The organism is Burkholderia sp. AU39826, from assembly GCF_020419965.1.
Taxonomy (GTDB): Bacteria; Pseudomonadota; Gammaproteobacteria; order Burkholderiales; family Burkholderiaceae; genus Burkholderia; species Burkholderia semiarida.
This window is the reverse complement of the sequence record NZ_JAIZQG010000006.1, coordinates 128,317-145,565: the sequence shown is the minus strand read 5'-3', so window position 1 is coordinate 145,565 and position 17,249 is coordinate 128,317. Positions and strand designations below refer to the sequence as shown.

Genomic DNA, 17,249 nt, shown 5'->3' with positions numbered 1-17,249 from the left:
ATGTTGCATAAACGAGGGCGGCGAGCTACCATTCGTGCAACTTGTTGCATAAAAATTGGAGACGCTCCCGATGACATCCCGTTATCCGCATTTGACGACCCCGCTCGAACTCGGCTTCACGTCGCTCCGGAACCGCGTGCTGATGGGGTCGATGCACGTCGGCCTCGAGGAGGCGCCGAACGGCTTCGAGCGGATGGCGGCGTTCTATGCGGAGCGCGCGCGGGGCGAGGCCGGGCTGATCGTCACGGGCGGCTTCGCGCCGAACGAGCGTGGCCGCCCGGCGCCCGGCGGCGCGATGCTGACGACCGACGCGGAAGCCGAACGCCATCGTGTCGTGACGCGCGCGGTGCACGCGGAAGGCGGCAGGATCGCGTTGCAGATCCTGCATTTCGGGCGCTATGCGTATCACCCGGCGCTCGCGGCGCCCAGCGCGCTGAAGGCGCCGATCAACCGGTTCACGCCGCATGCGTTGACGAGCGACGAGGTCGACGAGACGATCGCCGATTTCGTGCGATGCGCGGCGCTCGCGCAGCATGCGGGCTACGACGGCGTCGAGATCATGGGCTCCGAGGGCTACCTGATCAACGAATTCATCGCCGCGCGCACGAACCATCGCGACGATGCGTGGGGCGGTGCGTACGACAACCGTATCCGCTTCGCGGTCGAGATCGTGCGGCGCGTGCGCGAGCGCGTCGGCGCGAACTTCATCGTCATCTACCGGCTGTCGATGCTCGATCTCGTCGAAGGCGGCTCGACGCTCGACGAGGTGATCCGGCTCGCGCGGGCGATCGAGGCGGCCGGCGCGACGATCCTCAACACCGGTATCGGCTGGCACGAGGCGCGCATTCCGACCATCGCGACCAAGGTGCCGCGCGCCGCGTATGCGTGGGTGACGCGGCAACTGATGGGCAAGGTCGGCATTCCGCTCGTCGCGACCAACCGGATCAACACGCCGGAAGTCGCCGAGCAACTGCTCGCCGACGGCTATTGCGACATGGTGTCGATGGCGCGGCCGTTCCTCGCCGATGCCGAATTCGTCCGCAAGGCGCGGGAAGGGCGCGCGGACGAAATCAACACGTGCATCGGCTGCAACCAGGCGTGTCTCGACCATACGTTCAGCGGCAGGATCACGTCGTGCCTCGTGAACCCGCGTGCGTGCCATGAAACCGAGCTTGTGATTCGTCCCGCGCCGCGGCGCAAGCGGATTGCGGTGGTCGGCGCGGGGCCGGCGGGCCTCGGTTTCGCGGTCACGGCGGCCGAACGCGGTCACGCGGTCACGCTGTACGAGGCCGGCGCCGAGATCGGCGGCCAGTTCAACCTCGCGAAGAAGGTGCCCGGCAAGGAAGAGTTCAACGAGACGCTGCGCTACTTCCGCCGGCAGATCGAGCTGCGCGGCATCACGCTGCACGTCAATACGCGTGCGAGCGCCGAGATGCTGTTGCAACGCGAATTCGACGAAGTGGTGATCGCGACGGGCATCGTGCCGCGTACACCGCCGATCGAAGGCATCCACCATCCGAAGGCGCTCGGCTATCTCGACGTGCTGCGCGACGGCATGGCCGTCGGCCGCAGCGTCGCGATCGTCGGCGCGGGCGGCATCGGCTTCGACGTCGCCGAATATCTCGTTCATCGCGACGGCGGCGAGCGTGTCGATGCCGACCGTTTCTTCAGCGAATGGGGTGTCGACAGCACGTATGCGACCGCGGGCGGGCTCGGCGCCGCGCGGCCCGAGCCGGCGGCGCGGCACGTGCATCTGCTGCAGCGCAAGGCGTCGAAAGTCGGCGACGGGCTCGGCAAGACCACCGGATGGATTCACCGCGCGGCGCTGAAGGCGCGCGGCGTCGGGATGTCGTCGGCGGTCACGTACCGCCGCATCGACGACGACGGTTTCCACGTGACGATCGACGGCGTCGAGCAGACGCTGCCGGTGGACAACGTGGTGATCTGCGCGGGGCAGGAGCCGTCGCGCGAGCTGGCGGAGCAACTGCAAGCCGCCGGATGCCGCGTGCATCTGATCGGCGGCGCATACGAGGCCGCCGAACTCGATGCGAAGCGCGCGATTCACCAGGGCACGACGCTGGCCGCGACGCTTTGATACCGACTCGTTTCCATTCGATCCAACAACGTTACTGGAGACCGCGATGACGCACTCACTGCTGAATGTTCATCCCGCCGTCGCGAAATCGCTCGACGCGTGGCACGCGATGGTCGAGCGCAAGGATTTCGGCGCGCTGGAATCGATCGTCCATCCGGACGCCGTGTTCCGTTCGCCGATGGCGTTCAAGCCGTACGGGCCGGCGCCCGCGCTCCTGATGGCGCTGCGCACGGTGATCACGATCCTCGAGAATTTCACGTATCACCGCCAGTTCGCGACCGACGACGGCAAGAGCGTCGTGCTGGAGTTCGACGCGACCGTCGGCGACAAGGCGCTGAAGGGGATCGACATGATCCGCTTCGACGACGACGGGCGGATCGTCGAATTCGAGGTGATGATCCGGCCGTTCAATGCGCTGCAGGCGCTCGGCGCGGAAATGGGCGCACGGCTCGGGCAGCAGTTGCCGGCGTTCAAGACCGGCGGGTGAGCGGGAACACGCGCTAGCGTGCAACCGGCTTGCGGCCGCGTTGCCGGCCCTGCGCGAGGTCGGGCGCGGCCTCGACGACGCGCACGGCAAGCGCGTACGTGTGCGGGTGCACGCGTTCACGGCACGCAACCGGCCGCAGGCCGACAAGCCGCGGATGCAGTTCGGTTTCCCGCCGCAGACGCGCGGAGCGGCATCCCAAGCTATCAAAATCCTGACGAATCAAGTTGATATATTGTATCATCCGGGGTTTTCGTCGCCGGCCGGGCGGGCTGCCCGGGCCGCTCGTGTGCGACGACATCCTGCGAAGATCGATACGACGTGACGAGAATCGGACACACCCCGGCGCGCGGGGAGCGGCGCCATGCCGCGCCGCGCCGGAACGCGAGCGCCTGGCGCACGCGCGCGGCACGCGGTTGCACGACCTTGGTCGGCTGCGCGATCGCGACCACCGGCGCGCTGGCCGCCGAAGCCGCCGCATCGGCGCCGGACGACCGGCACGCGCTGGCCGCCGAAGCCGCCGCATCGGCGCCGGACGACCGGCACGCGCTGCCGGCGATCAGCGTCACGGCTTCGTCCGCACCGGCCGACCCGCTGACGCAACCGCTCGAAACGGGCTCGCGGCTCGGGCTCGCGAGCCTCGACACGCCCGCGAGCGTCGAAACCGTCACGGCCGATACGATCGAAGCACGCGGCGATCGCACCGTGCTCGACGCGGTCACGCGCACGGCCGGCTTTGCGAGCGCGATCGCACCGGGCACCGGTGGCACCGCATCGAGCGTGCGCGGCTTCAGCGGGCAGGAATCGGTGATGATGCTGCTCGACGGCGTGCGGCTGATGCCGGCGGCCGGCACGATCACGTTTCCGTTCGACACGTGGTCGGTCGCGCGCATCGAGGTGCTGCGCGGGCCGGCATCGGTGCTGTACGGCGAAGGGGCGATCGGCGGGGTCGTGAACGTGGTGCCGAAGCGGCCTCGGCGCGCGCGCGAGACGACGCTGCAGGCCGGCATCGGCCCCGACGGCGCGAAGCGCTTCGCGTTCGATACGACGGGCGCGCTCGGCCCGCGGCTGTCGTACCGCTTCTACGCGAGCGATGCGCGCGCGAACGGTCTCGCCGAGCGGGCCGATACGCATACGACGGCCATCGGCGGCGCGCTGACAGTCGACGTGAGCCCCCGGCTCACGCTGACGCTCGACTACGACTACGGGCGCCAGATGCCCGCGACGTACTATGGCGTGCCCGCGCCGAACGGCGTGCTCGATCCGTCGCTGCGCAAGCTGAACTACACGGTCGGTGACGCGACGATTTCGTACTACGACCAGTGGACGCGCCTGTCGGCCAGCTACCGGCCCGCGGCCGGCGTGACGATCGACAACCAGCTCTATTACCTGACGTCGAACCGTCACTGGCGCAACGCCGAATCGTATGTGCTGGACCGCGCGACGGGACGTGTCACGCGCGGCGACTATCTCGACATCGGCCACCATCAGCGACAGATCGGCGACCGGCTGAGCGCGCGCTTCGACGGCATGCTGTTCGGTCGCGCGAACCGTTTCGTCGTCGGCACGGAATTCAGCCAGACCACGTTCAGCGGCATCAACAATTCGCCGTACGGCGGCGAAACGACGGTACCGGCGCACGGCTTCGATCCCGGCGTATTCACGAGCCCGGACCCGACCGTGCCGCAGTTCGGCACGCGCGCGCGGCAGGCGGCGGTATTCGCCGAGAACCGGCTCGAGGTGCTGCCGCGGCTCGCGTGGGTGAGCGGCCTGCGCTACGACCACATCGCGTTCAGCCGCGAGCAGGCGGCGACCGGCGCGGGCTTCGACAAGCGATTCGCGAACGTCGGCTGGCGCACCGGTTTCGTGTTCGACATCGTACCGACGTTCAGCGCGTATGCGCAGTACACGACGGGCGCGGAGGGCGTCGGCTCGCTGTTGACGCTGTCGGCGTCGCAGGCGGACTACCGGCTCGCGACCGGCGAACAGTGGGAAGCCGGCCTCAAGCAGACGCTGCTCGACGGTCGCGCGTACTGGACGTTCGCCGTGTACGACATCACGAAGCGCAACCTGCTCAGCACCGATCCGTTCAATCCGGCGCTGCGCCAGCAGGTTGGCCGGCAGTCGTCGCGCGGCGTCGAGCTGACGGGCGGCGCGCGGCTGCCGCACGGCTGGACGGTCGATGCGAACGTCGCGCTGCTGCGTGCGCGCTACGACGCATTCAACCAGACGGCCGGCGGCGCGACGGTGTCGCGGGCCGGCAACGTGCCGTCCGGCGTGCCGCAGCGGACCGCGAACCTGTGGCTCGGCTGGGCGTTCGCCGAGCGCTGGCAGGCGAATGCGGGCGTGCGCTACGTCGGCCCGACCTACGGCGACGACGCCAATCGCATACAGGTGCCGTCGTATACGGTGTTCGATGCGTCGCTGCGCTGGCAGCCGACGTCGCGCACCGAGCTCGCGCTGACGCTGCGCAATCTCGCGAACCGCACGTACGCGGTGACGACGTCGAACGGCGGCGAGCAATGGCTGCTCGGCCCGTCGCGCTCGGCGGAGCTCGTCGCGACGATGCGCTTCTAGGCCGGCACGACATGCGTGCCGTCACCCACATGCTCGACATCGAACGCGTGCGCTGGTCTCCCGGCGGCGCGGTCGACGTGCTCGATTCGGTGACGCTGACGGTGGCCGAAGGCGAATTCGTCGGGCTGGTCGGCCCGAACGGCAGCGGCAAGACGAGCCTGCTGCGCTGCGTGTTCCGCTACGCGCGCCCCGACGCGGGTCGCGTCGCGCTCGACGCCGAGGACGTGTGGCGCATGCGGCCGCGCGCGGTCGCGCGGCGCATCGCGGTGCTGCAGCAGGAAACGCCGGACGATTTCGGGCTGACGGTCGACGAACTGGTCGGCATGGGCCGCACGCCGCACAAGCGGGCGTTCGATGCGGAATCGGCCGACGATCGCCGGATCGTCGACTCCGCGCTGCACGATGTGGGCCTCGTCGAGCGCCGCGCCCAGCGTTTCGCGTCGCTGTCGGGCGGCGAGAAGCAGCGCGCGCTGCTGGCCCGCGCGCTCGCGCAGCAGCCCGAACTGCTGTTGCTCGACGAACCGACCAATCATCTCGACCTGCGTCACCAGCTCGAACTGCTCGCGCGCGTGCGCCGCCTCGGCATCGCGACGCTCGCGACGATTCATGACCTCAATCTCGCGGCCGCGTATTGCGACCGGCTCCATGTGCTCGCGCACGGACGCGTCGTCGCGTCCGGCGCGCCGGACGACGTGCTGACCGAAGCGCTGCTGCGCGACGTGTTCGGCGTCGCCGCGCTTGTCGATCGCCATCCCGTCACGGGCCGCCCGCGCATCACGCCGCTTCATCCGGAATGACCGCCATGCCGTTTACTCTCTTGTCCTTCGTGTCCCGCCGGCTGCTTGTCGCCGCCGTGCTCGGCTGCGCGGCCGTTCACGCGCTCGCCTATCCGGTCACCGTGCGCAGTTGCGACCGCGACGTGACGTTCGAGCGTGCGCCACGGCGCGCGGTGAGCAACGACGTGAACCTCACCGAGATGATGCTCGTGCTTGGCCTGAAGGACCGGCTCGTCGGCTATACGGGCATCGGCGGCTGGAAGACGGGCACCGCGCGCGTGCGCGACGCATTGCGCGGCGTGCCCGAACTGGCGAGCCAGTATCCGTCGCTGGAAGTGCTGGCCGCCGCGCGCGCCGACTTCTATCTCGCCGGCTGGAACTACGGGATGCATGTCGGCGGGCCGGTGACGCCGGCGACGCTCGCGCCGTTCGGCATCCGCACGTACGAACTGACCGAATCGTGTTCGCACGTGATGAAGCAGTCGGCCGCATCGTTCGACGACGTGTTCCGCGACCTGACCAATCTCGGCCGGATCTTCGGCGTCGATGCGCGCGCCGCGCAGGTCGTCGCCGCGATGCGCGCGCGGCTCGCGGCGGTGTCGCGTGCGATCGGGCGCCCGGCGCCAGTGCGCGTGTTCGTGTACGACAGCGGCACCGACAAGCCGATGACGGCGGGCGGGCTCGCGATGCCGACCGCGCTGCTCGCGGCGGCGGGCGCACGCAACGTGATGGACGACCTGCCGCGCAGCTGGACGCAGGTGAGCTGGGAAAGCGTGGTCGCGCGCGATCCGCAGGTGATCGTGATCGTCGACTATTCGGCGGTCACGGCCGCGCAGAAGCAGCAGTTCCTGTCGAGCCAGCCGGCGCTCGCGCGCGTGGCCGCGATCCGCGACCGGCGCTTCGTCGTGATTCCTTACGATGCCGCGACGCCGGGCCCCGAGAACGTCGCGGCCGTCGAGACGCTCGCACGCGCGCTGTATCCGGCCGCATTTGCCGGAGCGGCGCGATGAGCGTGCGCGGGCAGGTGGCGCGGCCCCGCATGCGCGTGGTGCTGCCGGCGCTGGCCGTGCTGCTGATCGCGTCGATCGTCGTGTCGGCCGCGTTCGGCCCGGCGCCGATCGCGATGCCGGCCGCGGTGCGGATCGTCGCCGCGCACGTCGCGTCGGCGTTCGGCGGCGCCGACGCGTTCGCCGCGGCAGCGGGCGACGACAGCATCGTGTGGCTGATCCGGATGCCGCGTGCGCTGCTGGCCGCGATCGTCGGCGCGACGCTGGCGACGGTCGGCGTCGCGTTGCAGGCGGCGACCGCGAACCGCCTGGCCGATCCGCACCTGCTCGGCGTGAGCGCGGGCGCGATGCTCGGCGCGGTCGCGGTCACGGTGGTGGCCGGCGCGGCGTTCGGCCCGTTCACGCTGTCGGCCGCCGCCTTTGCGGGGGCGCTCGCGGCCACCGCGTGCGTGGTCGCGCTCGCTTACCGGAGCGGCCGGCTCGAATCGGACCGGCTGCTGCTCGCGGGCGTGTCGGTGTCGTTCATGATGGCCGCGTTCGGCAACCTGCTGCTGTATCTCGGCGACCAGCGCGCCGCATCGTCGGTGCTGTTCTGGATGCTCGGCGGCGTCGGGCTCGCGCGCTGGGACCTGCTGCCGGTGCCGGCCGTGTGCGCGGTGCTCGCCGTCGGCGCGCTCCATGCGCGCCGGCGCGAACTGAATGCGCTGATGTCGGGCGACGTCGCCGCCGCGTCGCTCGGCGTGCCGAGCGCACGGATGCGGCGCGAGGTGTTCGTCGTCGCGTCGTTCGCGACGGGCGCGATGGTCGCGGTGAGCGGCGCGATCGGCTTCGTCGGACTCGTGACGCCGCATCTGTGCCGTCGCGTCGTCGGCGCCGAGCACGGCCGGCTGCTGCCGGTCGCCGCGCTCGCGGGCGCGATCCTGCTCGTATGGGCCGATGTCGCCGCGCGCACGCTCGCGGCGCCGGAGGATCTGCCGATCGGCATCGTGACCGCGCTGTTCGGCAGCCTGTTCTTCGTCGCGCTGCTGCGCCGGCGCTGAGCGGCGGCGCGGTCGGGCGGGGCAGGCCGACGCACGCCGCGTGTTTTATCGAAGCGGGATGACCGCACCCGTGCCGCTGCGGCGCCGCGCGTCGGCATGCGTGCTCGCTGCGTCCTGCGCGACGTCGAAGAGCGTGTCCGGCAGCGCGCGCACGGGCAGCGTGATCACGAAGCGCGCGCCGCCGAGCGGCGAATCCTCGAGCCGCACGTCGCCGCCGTGCACCTGCGCGACGCGCCGCACGATCGCGAGGCCGAGCCCGAAGCCGCCGGTCTGCCGGTCGCGGCTCGAGTCCAGCCGCTGGAACGGCTCGAACACGCGGGCACGCTCGGCGGCCGGAATGCCGGGGCCGTCGTCGTCGACGCTCAGCACGAGCGCGCCGGACCGGTCTCGCGTGGCGGCCAGCACGACCTTGCGCGACGCATAGCGCGCGCCGTTGCGGATCAGGTTCAGCAGCGCGCGGGCGACGAGCTTCGGATCGCAGACATGGGTCGCGGGCGCATCGAGCGTCGACACGTCGAGCGCGATGCCGCGATCGGCGATGTCGTCCGCGACGTTGCCGGCGACGCTGTCGATCAGCGCGTCGACGTCGACGTCCATCGGCGCGAGTTCGCTCGCCCCCTGTTCGAGCCGGCCGATCGTCAGCAGCTCGGTGACGAGCTCGTCGAGTTCGCGCACGTCGCGCCGCAGCGCGTCGCGGCGCTCGCGCATCCGGCCCGTTTCGTCGGCGTCGGCGAGCAGCGCGAGCCCGAATTCGAGTCGGGCGAGCGGCGTTTTCAGTTCATGCGAGATGCCGTGCATCATTTCGCGCTGCTGCTTGATCGACGCCTCGATGCGCGCGGCCATGTCGTTGAACTGCTGCGACAGCTCGTAGATGTTCGACTTGCCCGACAGCTTCACGCGCGTCGACAGCATCCCGGCGCCGAACGCGCGCGCGGCATCCTGCAGCCGGCGAATGTCGCGCCAGTGGTAGTGAATCCACAGCACCACCGCGAGCAGCGTCGCGAGCGCGAGCAGCATGTACGCATAGATGCGGATGTCGAGGTCCGGCGCCTCGATCGGGCGCGCATGCAGCACCGAGCCGTCCGCGAGCGGCATGTAGTAATCCTTGCCGTTGTAGCTGATCGCGATCCGGCCGGCATCGAGATCGCGCAGCGGCGCGCCGCTCAATTGCGCACGCGCGTCGGCCATCGACATGAAGCCGAACCCTTCGCGGCCGTGCAGCGCGAGTTCGCGCAACGCAAGCTCGCGCTGCGCGCCCGGATGGCGTTCGAGATAGTCGTTCAGCACGAACGAGTAGGTCGTCAGCGAGTCGCGCTGAGCCTGCGCGCCGCGCTCGTAGAAGATCCGGTCGAACGACAGCTGGATGAAGATGATCGACGCGCCGACGAACAGGATCACGACGAGATACAACCGGAGTAGCGGGCGCAGCATTCACTCGTCCCATGCGGAAGGGCTGAACAGGTAGCCGCGGCCCCAGATCGTCTTGATCTTGTGCGGCTCCGACGAAGCGTCCTCGAAGCGGCGGCGCAGCTTCGAGATGCCGGAATCGACCGAGCGGTCGAGCCCGTCGAATTCGATCCCGCGCAACTGCTTCAGGATGTCGTCGCGGCTCAGCACGGTGCCGGCCGCGCGCGCGAGGATCAGCAGCAGGTTGAATTCGGCGGTCTTCAGCTCGACCGGCTCGCCGCGCCACGTGACGGTGCGGTTCGGCGGCGAGATCGTGAGTTCGCCGAATACGAGCGCGTCGGGCGCGACGGTCGGCGCTTCCGACGCGGCCGGCTGCGCGCGGCGCAACAGCGCGCGGGCGCGTGCGACGAGCACGCGCGGCTCGATCGGCTTCGTCACGTAGTCGTCGGCGCCCGTCTCGAGCCCGGCGACCTGGTCGTACACGTCCGCGCGCGCGGTCAGGATCAGCACCGGGACGTTGGTGAACGCGCGGATGCGCCGGCAGACTTCCATGCCGTCGAGATTCGGCAGCATCAGGTCGAGTATCACGAGGGCCGGCTGGTGCTCGCGGACGCCCGCGACAGCGAGGTCGCCGCGCCGCACGACCGTCACCGCGAATTCGTAGCCGTCGAGATATTCGCGGACGAGCTGCGCGAGGCGATCGTCGTCCTCGATCAGCAGCACACGGTATTTGAGCGGAACTTCGTTCATGGTCTCCTCAGGGCGCACGCGCCATTTCGCACCCGGCAGGCTGGTGCGCGACGCGGCACGCGAATTCTATCCGGCGGATCGACCGGCGGGGCAGCGGGGAGACAATCTCGAACAATCGAACACAATTGCGCACAGATTCGCCGCACATTCGGGACAGTCTCGGCGCAGGGCGGCACCTAGACTGCGGGCTTCGTCACTCTTATCTCAATATTGTGCGCCCATTACTTCGCCGCTACCGCTATTGCATGCCGCTCGCCGGCCTGACCCTCGCCGCCGCCGCCCACGCGGAAAACCAGTATGCGTTGTCGCTCGGCGGCGGGTTCGCACCGCGCTACGCGGGCAGCAACCAGTATCGCGGCGTCGTCGCGCCGTCGTTTTCCGCCACGTTCGGCAACGGCTTCTTCATCGACAGCACGCAGGGCGCCGGCTACCGGCTGAACCTGCCGCACGGTGCGTTCGTGTCGGCGGCGGTGAGCTATGACGCGGGCCGCGCGGACGAGAACCGCTTCGATCTGCCGGGCTCCGACTACCTGAAGGGAATGGGGCGGATTCCGGGCTCGGTGCTCGTCGGCGTGCGCGCCGGCGTGACGTTTTTCGATGCGGCGGAACTGAGCGTCACGATCGATACGCCGGTGACGCACACGTCGCGCGGCGTGTCGGGGCACGTGGATCTCGCGGTGCCGGTGCTCAAGACGTCGCGGCACGAGATCATCGTGACGGGCACCGTGCACGCGGGCTCGGGACGCTACATGCAGACCTTCTACGGCGTGACCGATGCACAGTCGCTGACGAGCCGCTTCCGGCCGTATTCGGCGAGCGGCGGGGTCGACAGCGCGTCGATGGCGGTGGCATGGAACTGGACGCTGTCGCGGCACTGGTCGGTGCTCGCGACCGGCGGCGTGACGCGGCTGCTCGGCCGCGCGGGCGACAGCCCGATCGTGCAGTCGCGCAGCAACTACTACGGCATCGCGGGCGTCACCTACAAGTTCTGAACGGATGCCGACGCGGGCCGGCGTGTGCCGGGCGCACGCGTTGCGTCGGCGTCGCGCGGTCGCCGCGAACCGCGTGCGGTAACATGCGCTCGGGTCCGGCGTCAGGCCGGCCCGCGACGCAGGTGCGCCGAGACGGCTCGGCCAGGTCGAAAATGGCCGCCGTTCGCTGGCCCGCTCCGTCAGGAAACGGCCGGCAGCGTGCGGAACCGATCACGCATGCGATACCCGGTCGTGCACGAATGCCGCACATGGACCGCCGGGCCGAGACAGGGAGAAACCGATGAAGAACACGATCGCGATGCTCGTCGCACTCGTTGCGAGCGCAACTTTTGCAGGATGTGCAGACATGAACACGCAGCACCGCAACGCCACCGCCGGCGGCGCGGCGACGATTCCCGCGCAGCCGGGCGCCACGCCGGCGTGCAAGGCGGACGCCACGCCGGACGACGCGCTGGTCGGCAAGACCGAAACCGATGCGGCCGCGCTGCTCGACGGTTGCCTGTGGCGCGTGCTCGAGCGCGACGGCAAGTCGTTGCCGGGCACGATGGACTATCGCGAGGAGCGCCGCAATCTCGGCATTCGCGACGGCAAGGTGATCTGGGTGCGGCGCGGGTGAGGGCGTGTGACGATTCCGCAGCCGGAATCGTCGACGTCACGTTATCTGCGCGTGTATTTCAGGCAGAACGGCACGGCCGAGCTGCAACGGGTGGACGACATGAACGCGCCCGAACCGCGGCCGACAGCGGGCCCATGATCGCCGCGATGCGCGTGCGGTCGGACGCGCGTCACTTCGAGATGTACCACAGGGCGTCCGCGCTGGCGCGCGACGGCTGAGCGGCCGCGGCCGGTGCCTGAGCCGGCGCGGGCGGCGGCGTGTTCGACGTGATGGCCGTCGGCAGCGTGGCGGGAATATTCGCGGTCGAAGGCGAGGCCGCCGCCGTGCCCGACGTCGACGGCGTATTCACGTACCACAGCGCATCGGCCGAGGCCGTGCGTTTCGCTGCCGTATTGGACGCCGTGTTCGTCGCCGCATGCGCGGCCGTCCCGGCCGATTTCTTCGATGCCCCGGCCGTCGCCGTGCCCGCCGTCCCGGCCTGCGCGGTCATGCCTGCGGCCGCCGCGCTGCGCTGCGCGCGCGCTTCGAACGGCCCGAGCTGGAAGATCAACGTTTGCGCGGGACGCGTCACGACGGCATACGGAAACTGCAGCTCCCACGACATCAGCACGCGCCCGGCCGACGTTTCGGTGAAGATCGCCGGCACGTGCTTCATGTCGCTGAACTGCACGTAGACCCGCGCACCGTCGTCGAACACCTGGGTCGGCTTGGCCTGGTCGGCGCCGGTGACCGTCCATCCGAAGTTGTACGTACCGGCCGGGCCGGCGGGGCCGCCCTGCGGCGGCGGAGGCGGCGAGGCCGGCGATATCGTGCGTGCGCGCGTGACGGGCGGCGCCGACACGCTCAGGCTCGCGAACGGGTTGTACGTCTGCGCCTGTTGCGGCGGCGTGAAGGACGGTGGAAGGATGGGCATGGGAGTATCCGGCGAATCCGGCATGGTCCGGATTGCATCATAGACCTTGCGCGCATACGCGAGGCGCTTGTCGGGCGACGCGGAGTTGTACGCGCCGATCGCGTTCCAGTTGGGGCCGAGCTGGCGGATGTTCTGCGACAGGATCCACGCGCCGACATACGCGTTCGTGCACGCATCGAACAGGCTTTCCCGCGTGATGCCTTCGCGCGCGAGCGTCGGCAGCCACGTGCTGTTGATCTGCATCAGTCCGATGTCGACCGTGCCGTTGGTATTGGTGTTGACCGCGTTCGGATTCATTCCCGATTCGACCTGTGCGATGCCGCGCATCAGGCTGACGCTCACGTGCTGGAACGCGGCCGCGTCGTCCAGGCAGTCGGCCCGCGCGACGCCGCAGAGCGCGCACGAGAGCGCGATCGTCGAGGCAATGGTCGGCGTGGCGCGACCGAGCGGGCGAGAAGTATGACGCGGCATGGCAGGATGGGGCGGAATCCGGCCGCCCGGTGCAAGGAAATTACGCAGACGCGAAGTGTGCCATAGCAGGCGGGCAAATGGTTCGCGTCAAACTTTCCTTTGCATTTGCCCGCGCGTTCGCCGGGCATTTTTATCGCGCCGGATCAGGGACCGAGCCGATGCCTGATCGGTAAAAATGGCCGGAAATTATGCGCATGCGAATGCAACGGCGGCGATGGAAACCTGACGTGCTGCGTCAGCCACGCGGTAAAGCCGGCGATAAGCGGCGCGACAGGGAAAATCGCCCGGCGGCCGTTGGCGGGGGCGATAGAAAGCGATAAAAAATCGGCGGCCGAAGCCGCCGTTTGCGCAATGCGGATTCGGCCGGTCGCGCCGCGCGCGGCCGGCCGTCCTGCCGTATCGCGATCAGAAACGGTGACGCAGGCCGAGGTTGACCATCGTCTGCGAGCTCGTGCCCGCGTAACCGTACGAGCCGATCGATGCCTGCGCGGCCATCGAGCCGCCCTTGCCGTCGCCGGTCTGGCCGCTCGCGTGCTGGTACGCGGCGGTCAGGTAGACGTCGGTGCGCTTCGACAGGTTGTAGTCGGCCCCGGCCGATACCTGGTGATAGGTCGCCGACGTGTCGCCGCCCGAGCGCGTGTAGCTGTAGCCGACGCCGACGAGCAGCGCATTCGTCGCCTGGTAGTTCACGAAGCCTTGCCCCGTGTTGTAGTGCTCGTTCGAGCCGAACACCGAGCTGGCGTCGCGGCGGTACTGCGCGTTGCTGTAGCCGAGGCCGAACGTGAACGGGCCGGCGACGTACTGGCCCGCGATGCGCGCGATGCCGATCGAATGGGCGCTCGCGTAGCCGTTATTGATCGGGCCGTCGAACGTGCCGTCCGACGAGCTCGTCCAGCCGTTGCGCACACCGCTTGACGCGGGGCTGTTGGTCGCGTGGAAGTAGCCGCCCGCGACGCTGAACGGCCCGTTGTTGTACGACACGGCGGCCGAGTACGACTGCGCGGCGCCGGTGCTGCCGGCGATGCCGCCGAACGAATACATGGCCGCGAACTGCAGGCCCGAATAGACGGCCGACGTGTACTTCACCGCGTTGTCGACGCGGAAGCTGTTGTCGTAGTTGTCGACGTCGCCCGGCGTCGCGAACGCGCTGCCCAGATAGTTGTCGGCGGTGATGCCCTGCACGAGATCGATGAGCGGGTCGTACTGGCGGCCGAACGTGAGCGTGCCGTAGCGGTCGCTCGCCAGCCCGACGAAGGCCTGCCGGCCGAACAGGCGGTTGCCCTGGCCCAGCCGGCCGTTGCTCGGGTCGAAGCCGTTCTCGAGCTGGAACAGCGCCTTCAGCCCGCCGCCGAGATCCTCGGTGCCTTTCACGCCCCAGCGGCTGCCGGCGAGGTTGCCCGCGCTGCTGTTGCCGAGCATCCACGCGTTGTCCTTGCCTTGTGCATGGTTCACATAGGTGATCGACGTGTCGATCACGCCGTACAGCGTGACGCTCGACTGCGCATGCGCGACGGGCATCGCCGCGAACGACGCGAGCGAAATCAGCGAGAGGGTCGTGCGTTTCATGTCATCTCCTTGCGCATTGGTGTGGGTTCGTGATCCGGAATGGCAGGAGACTACAGAGCCGCGATAAAACCGCAAAAATGAAATTCTCCATTGTGGCCTGGGGCAGACAGGCCTGTTTTATGAAATTCATCATTGAGGGATTTGGATTATTGATCGTTGCGTACCAATAGGGGGCTGAGTTTGGGCGAGGTGTCGTTGAGTTTTGCGTGTCGAGTGATAATTCGAGGTGGTTTTCGGGCGAATTGCCTCATTCCCAACATTGTTATCGTTTCGTCAAATCGTTATTTAACGGATTGAATTGGCGTGGCCGGAATGAATGTGATAAAGGCGGGCAATTCGCGTCGGGCGGACGACATCGCGGCTTGCCCATTCGCCGCCGAGCCGCCACGTGTCGATCACGCGGCTTGCGGCGGCGAGCGTCGCCGCGACGCCGCCTCGATCAGTTGCGCCAGCGTTTGCGCGGGTTCCGACATCGTGCGCCGCGCGCGATGCACGAGGCCGATGTCGCGATGGAACGTGTGATGCCCGAGGTCGATCGCGCGCACGCCGGCCGGCCAGCGGCGATACACGGCGGTTTGCGGCACGATCGCGACGCCGACGCCGTTCTCGACCAGCTTGACGATCGCGTCGAGCTCATCGAGTTCGCAGGTGTCGCGCACCGCGATGTGCATCTTGCGCAGAAAGCGGTCGACCTGGCGGCCGCCGAACGACGCGCGATCGTAGCGCACGAACGGCTCGCTCGCGAGCAGGGCGGCCCAGTCCTTGCCTTTGACGCCGCGCGGCACGATCAGCCGGAACGGTTCCTGTGCGAGCGTCGTCCAGTGCAGGTCGCTCTGCAGCGCAAACGGCGGCCGGATGATCGCGGCCATGTCGATCTCGCCCGCGTCGACCCGGTTGACCAGCTCGATCGACAGCCCCGGTATCACGCGCGTGCGGCATGCGGGGTGCCGGCGATGGAAAGCGGCCAGCGCGGCCGGCAGCAGCGCGCTCTGCACCGATGCGATCCCGCCGATCGTCACGCGCACGGCGGCCGGCGAGCCGGCCGCGGTCGAACTCAGGTTCTCGTACAGGCCGATCAGCGTCTGCGCCTGGTCGAGCACGTGATGGCCCCGCTCGTTGAGCCGGGCCGATCGCCCTTGCCGGTCGAACAGCGCGAAGCCGAGTTCGGCTTCGAGGCGCTGCATCTGCGCGCTCACGGCCGCCTGCGTGAGCCCGATACGGTTGCCGGCGGCGGCAAAGGTGCCTTCCCGGGCGACGGCGACGAGGGTTTTCAGTTCGCGGATCATTCATCAATTTCGTTTGTTAATCAGCCAATTTTATATTGATTTAATTTTTGTCCGGGCTTGTCTACCATGGTGCCGTCCTCGCGCCCCGCGAGCGTTCCTTCACGAGGCCATCATGAGTCTTTCCCCGTTTCACCTGGCGATTCCCGTCCACGACCTGCCGGCCGCGCGCGATTTCTACGGCCGCGTGTTCGGGCTGGAAGAGGGGCGCTCGAGCGCGCAGTGGGTCGACTTCAACTTCTACGGCCATCAGCTCGTGATCCATGAGCATCCGAAAACCGCGTCGCAGGAAAGCGCGCATACGAATGCGGTCGACGGCCACGACGTGCCGGTGCCGCATTTCGGGATCGTGCTCGACTGGGCAAGCTGGGAGGCGCTGGCCGAGCGGCTGCGTTCGTTCGGCGTGACGTTCGTGATCGAGCCGTACGTGCGGTTCCAGGGGCAGGTCGGCGAACAGGCGACGATGTTCCTGTTCGATCCGTGCGGCAATGCGCTCGAATTCAAGGCGTTTCGCGACATCGGCCAACTGTTCGCGAAGTGACCTGCCGCGGCGCCTGCGCCGATCGAAATCGGGTGCGAGAATGCGGCCTCGGATCCGGCCGCGCGCAAGTGCGACGGCCGGCGCCGCGCCGCAGGGCATCCGTCCGTGCGCGCCGTTCTCCAGGGAGCCCGTATGAACAGTCACATCGCGCCGGTGGCGCTGAACAAAGCCTACCGTCTCCTCAATCACGGCCCGACCGTGCTCGTGTCGGCCCGCCACGACGGCGTCGACAACGTGATGGCCGCCGCGTGGGCGTGCGCGCTGGACTTCCTGCCGCCGAAGCTGACGGTCGTGCTCGACAAATCCGCGAAGACGCGCGAGCTCGTTGAGCGCAGCGGCATGTTCGTGATCCAGGTGCCGACGGCCGCGCAACTGCGGCTCACGCATGCGGTCGGCAGCCACAGTCTGGCCGAGCGGCCCGACAAGCTGCGCGACGCGGGCGTCACGCTGTTCGACGTCGACGGTCACGACCTGCCGTTCGTCGCCGGCTGCTCGGGCTGGCTCGCGTGCAGGCTCATTCCGGAGCCGCACAACCAGCAGACCTACGACCTGTTCATCGGCGAGGTGGTCGCCGCGTGGTCCGACACGCGCGTGTTCCGCGACGGCCACTGGTATTTCGAATCGGCCGATCCCGCGCTGCGCAGCCTGCACTACATCGCGGGCGGCAATTTCTATGCGATTGGCGAATCGCTGCACGTCGACCCGGCGGCGCAGTAAGTAAGCGACGCGCG

Annotated in this window: 15 protein-coding genes; 10 read left to right on the top strand and 5 right to left on the bottom strand. The window is 68.8% G+C overall.

Going from position 1 to position 17,249, the window contains the following annotated elements; genetic code table 11:
• Positions 1-70 precede the first annotated feature (70 nt).
• From LGM42_RS14560 to LGM42_RS14535, 6 genes are all read left to right on the top strand, one after another.
• Complete coding sequence (locus LGM42_RS14560) at positions 71-2,095, top strand: FAD-dependent oxidoreductase (RefSeq protein ID WP_226232541.1); 2,025 nt, start codon at positions 71-73, stop codon at positions 2,093-2,095.
• 46 nt (positions 2,096-2,141) lie between these two features.
• Positions 2,142-2,582, top strand: a complete 441-nt coding sequence (locus LGM42_RS14555) for a nuclear transport factor 2 family protein (protein WP_059573819.1) — start codon at positions 2,142-2,144, stop codon at positions 2,580-2,582.
• Between the two features lie 318 nt (positions 2,583-2,900).
• A complete protein-coding gene (locus LGM42_RS14550; RefSeq protein WP_413227413.1) occupies positions 2,901-5,156 on the top strand; it encodes a TonB-dependent receptor in 2,256 nt (751 codons plus the stop codon).
• Between the two features lie 11 nt (positions 5,157-5,167).
• Positions 5,168-5,953 carry an ABC transporter ATP-binding protein gene (locus LGM42_RS14545; protein ID WP_060965887.1) on the top strand — a complete coding sequence of 262 codons (786 nt, stop codon included), beginning with the start codon at positions 5,168-5,170 and terminating at the stop codon, positions 5,951-5,953.
• On the top strand, positions 5,950-6,942 hold the full coding sequence (locus LGM42_RS14540) for an ABC transporter substrate-binding protein (protein ID WP_226232540.1): 993 nt from the start codon (positions 5,950-5,952) through the stop codon (positions 6,940-6,942). The genes LGM42_RS14545 and LGM42_RS14540 overlap by 4 nt, the downstream gene beginning before the upstream one ends.
• On the top strand, positions 6,939-7,979 hold the full coding sequence (locus LGM42_RS14535) for a FecCD family ABC transporter permease (RefSeq protein ID WP_226232539.1): 1,041 nt from the start codon (positions 6,939-6,941) through the stop codon (positions 7,977-7,979). The genes LGM42_RS14540 and LGM42_RS14535 overlap by 4 nt, the downstream gene beginning before the upstream one ends.
• Before the next feature lie 45 nt (positions 7,980-8,024).
• Here the strand turns inward: LGM42_RS14535 and LGM42_RS14530 are convergent, their stop codons facing one another.
• The gene (locus tag LGM42_RS14530; RefSeq protein ID WP_226232538.1) at positions 8,025-9,410 is read right to left on the bottom strand and encodes an ATP-binding protein; all 1,386 of its coding nucleotides are present in this window, start codon (positions 9,408-9,410) and stop codon (positions 8,025-8,027) included.
• Positions 9,411-10,136, bottom strand: a complete 726-nt coding sequence (locus tag LGM42_RS14525) for a response regulator (RefSeq protein ID WP_226232537.1) — start codon at positions 10,134-10,136, stop codon at positions 9,411-9,413.
• A gap of 245 nt (positions 10,137-10,381) precedes the next feature.
• On the opposite strand from LGM42_RS14525, the gene LGM42_RS14520 reads away from it, so the two are divergent.
• Together LGM42_RS14520 and LGM42_RS14515 are read left to right on the top strand one after the other, a co-directional pair.
• Entirely contained in the window at positions 10,382-11,128 is a 747-nt protein-coding gene (locus LGM42_RS14520) for a MipA/OmpV family protein (protein ID WP_226232536.1), read from the top strand.
• 280 nt (positions 11,129-11,408) lie between these two features.
• A complete protein-coding gene (locus tag LGM42_RS14515; RefSeq protein ID WP_060318151.1) occupies positions 11,409-11,744 on the top strand; it encodes a hypothetical protein in 336 nt (111 codons plus the stop codon).
• A 169-nt stretch (positions 11,745-11,913) separates the two neighbouring features.
• Here LGM42_RS14515 and LGM42_RS14510 read toward each other — a convergent pair whose 3' ends face one another.
• The 3 genes from LGM42_RS14510 to LGM42_RS14500 form a co-directional block, all read right to left on the bottom strand.
• Positions 11,914-13,128 carry a transglycosylase SLT domain-containing protein gene (locus LGM42_RS14510; RefSeq protein ID WP_226232535.1) on the bottom strand — a complete coding sequence of 405 codons (1,215 nt, stop codon included), beginning with the start codon at positions 13,126-13,128 and terminating at the stop codon, positions 11,914-11,916.
• Positions 13,129-13,533: 405 nt separating this feature from the next.
• On the bottom strand, positions 13,534-14,694 hold the full coding sequence (locus LGM42_RS14505; RefSeq protein WP_060011690.1) for a porin: 1,161 nt from the start codon (positions 14,692-14,694) through the stop codon (positions 13,534-13,536).
• Positions 14,695-15,089: 395 nt separating this feature from the next.
• Positions 15,090-15,980 (bottom strand): LysR family transcriptional regulator, encoded by an 891-nt coding sequence (locus tag LGM42_RS14500; protein WP_226232534.1) that lies wholly within the window; start codon positions 15,978-15,980, stop codon positions 15,090-15,092.
• Between the two features lie 112 nt (positions 15,981-16,092).
• Here LGM42_RS14500 and LGM42_RS14495 point away from each other — a divergent pair, with 112 nt between their 5' ends.
• Together LGM42_RS14495 and LGM42_RS14490 are read left to right on the top strand one after the other, a co-directional pair.
• Positions 16,093-16,518 carry a VOC family protein gene (locus LGM42_RS14495; RefSeq protein WP_059573807.1) on the top strand — a complete coding sequence of 142 codons (426 nt, stop codon included), beginning with the start codon at positions 16,093-16,095 and terminating at the stop codon, positions 16,516-16,518.
• A 132-nt stretch (positions 16,519-16,650) separates the two neighbouring features.
• On the top strand, positions 16,651-17,235 hold the full coding sequence (locus LGM42_RS14490; protein WP_226232533.1) for a flavin reductase family protein: 585 nt from the start codon (positions 16,651-16,653) through the stop codon (positions 17,233-17,235).
• The last annotated feature ends 14 nt before the right edge of the window (positions 17,236-17,249 follow it).

Bases quoted from the DNA above. Each gene is read 5' to 3' on its own strand.
- LGM42_RS14560 (WP_226232541.1), top strand. From the start codon at position 71: ATGACATCCCGTTATCCGCATTTGACGACCCCGCTCGAACTCGGCTTC.
- LGM42_RS14555 (WP_059573819.1), top strand. From the start codon at position 2,142: ATGACGCACTCACTGCTGAATGTTCATCCCGCCGTCGCGAAATCGCTC.
- LGM42_RS14545 (WP_060965887.1), top strand. From the start codon at position 5,168: ATGCGTGCCGTCACCCACATGCTCGACATCGAACGCGTGCGCTGGTCT.
- LGM42_RS14540 (WP_226232540.1), top strand. From the start codon at position 5,950: ATGACCGCCATGCCGTTTACTCTCTTGTCCTTCGTGTCCCGCCGGCTG.
- LGM42_RS14535 (WP_226232539.1), top strand. From the start codon at position 6,939: ATGAGCGTGCGCGGGCAGGTGGCGCGGCCCCGCATGCGCGTGGTGCTG.
- LGM42_RS14530 (WP_226232538.1), bottom strand. From the start codon at position 9,410: ATGCTGCGCCCGCTACTCCGGTTGTATCTCGTCGTGATCCTGTTCGTC.
- LGM42_RS14525 (WP_226232537.1), bottom strand. From the start codon at position 10,136: ATGAACGAAGTTCCGCTCAAATACCGTGTGCTGCTGATCGAGGACGAC.
- LGM42_RS14520 (WP_226232536.1), top strand. From the start codon at position 10,382: ATGCCGCTCGCCGGCCTGACCCTCGCCGCCGCCGCCCACGCGGAAAAC.
- LGM42_RS14515 (WP_060318151.1), top strand. From the start codon at position 11,409: ATGAAGAACACGATCGCGATGCTCGTCGCACTCGTTGCGAGCGCAACT.
- LGM42_RS14510 (WP_226232535.1), bottom strand. From the start codon at position 13,128: ATGCCGCGTCATACTTCTCGCCCGCTCGGTCGCGCCACGCCGACCATT.
- LGM42_RS14505 (WP_060011690.1), bottom strand. From the start codon at position 14,694: ATGAAACGCACGACCCTCTCGCTGATTTCGCTCGCGTCGTTCGCGGCG.
- LGM42_RS14500 (WP_226232534.1), bottom strand. From the start codon at position 15,980: ATGATCCGCGAACTGAAAACCCTCGTCGCCGTCGCCCGGGAAGGCACC.
- LGM42_RS14495 (WP_059573807.1), top strand. From the start codon at position 16,093: ATGAGTCTTTCCCCGTTTCACCTGGCGATTCCCGTCCACGACCTGCCG.
- LGM42_RS14490 (WP_226232533.1), top strand. From the start codon at position 16,651: ATGAACAGTCACATCGCGCCGGTGGCGCTGAACAAAGCCTACCGTCTC.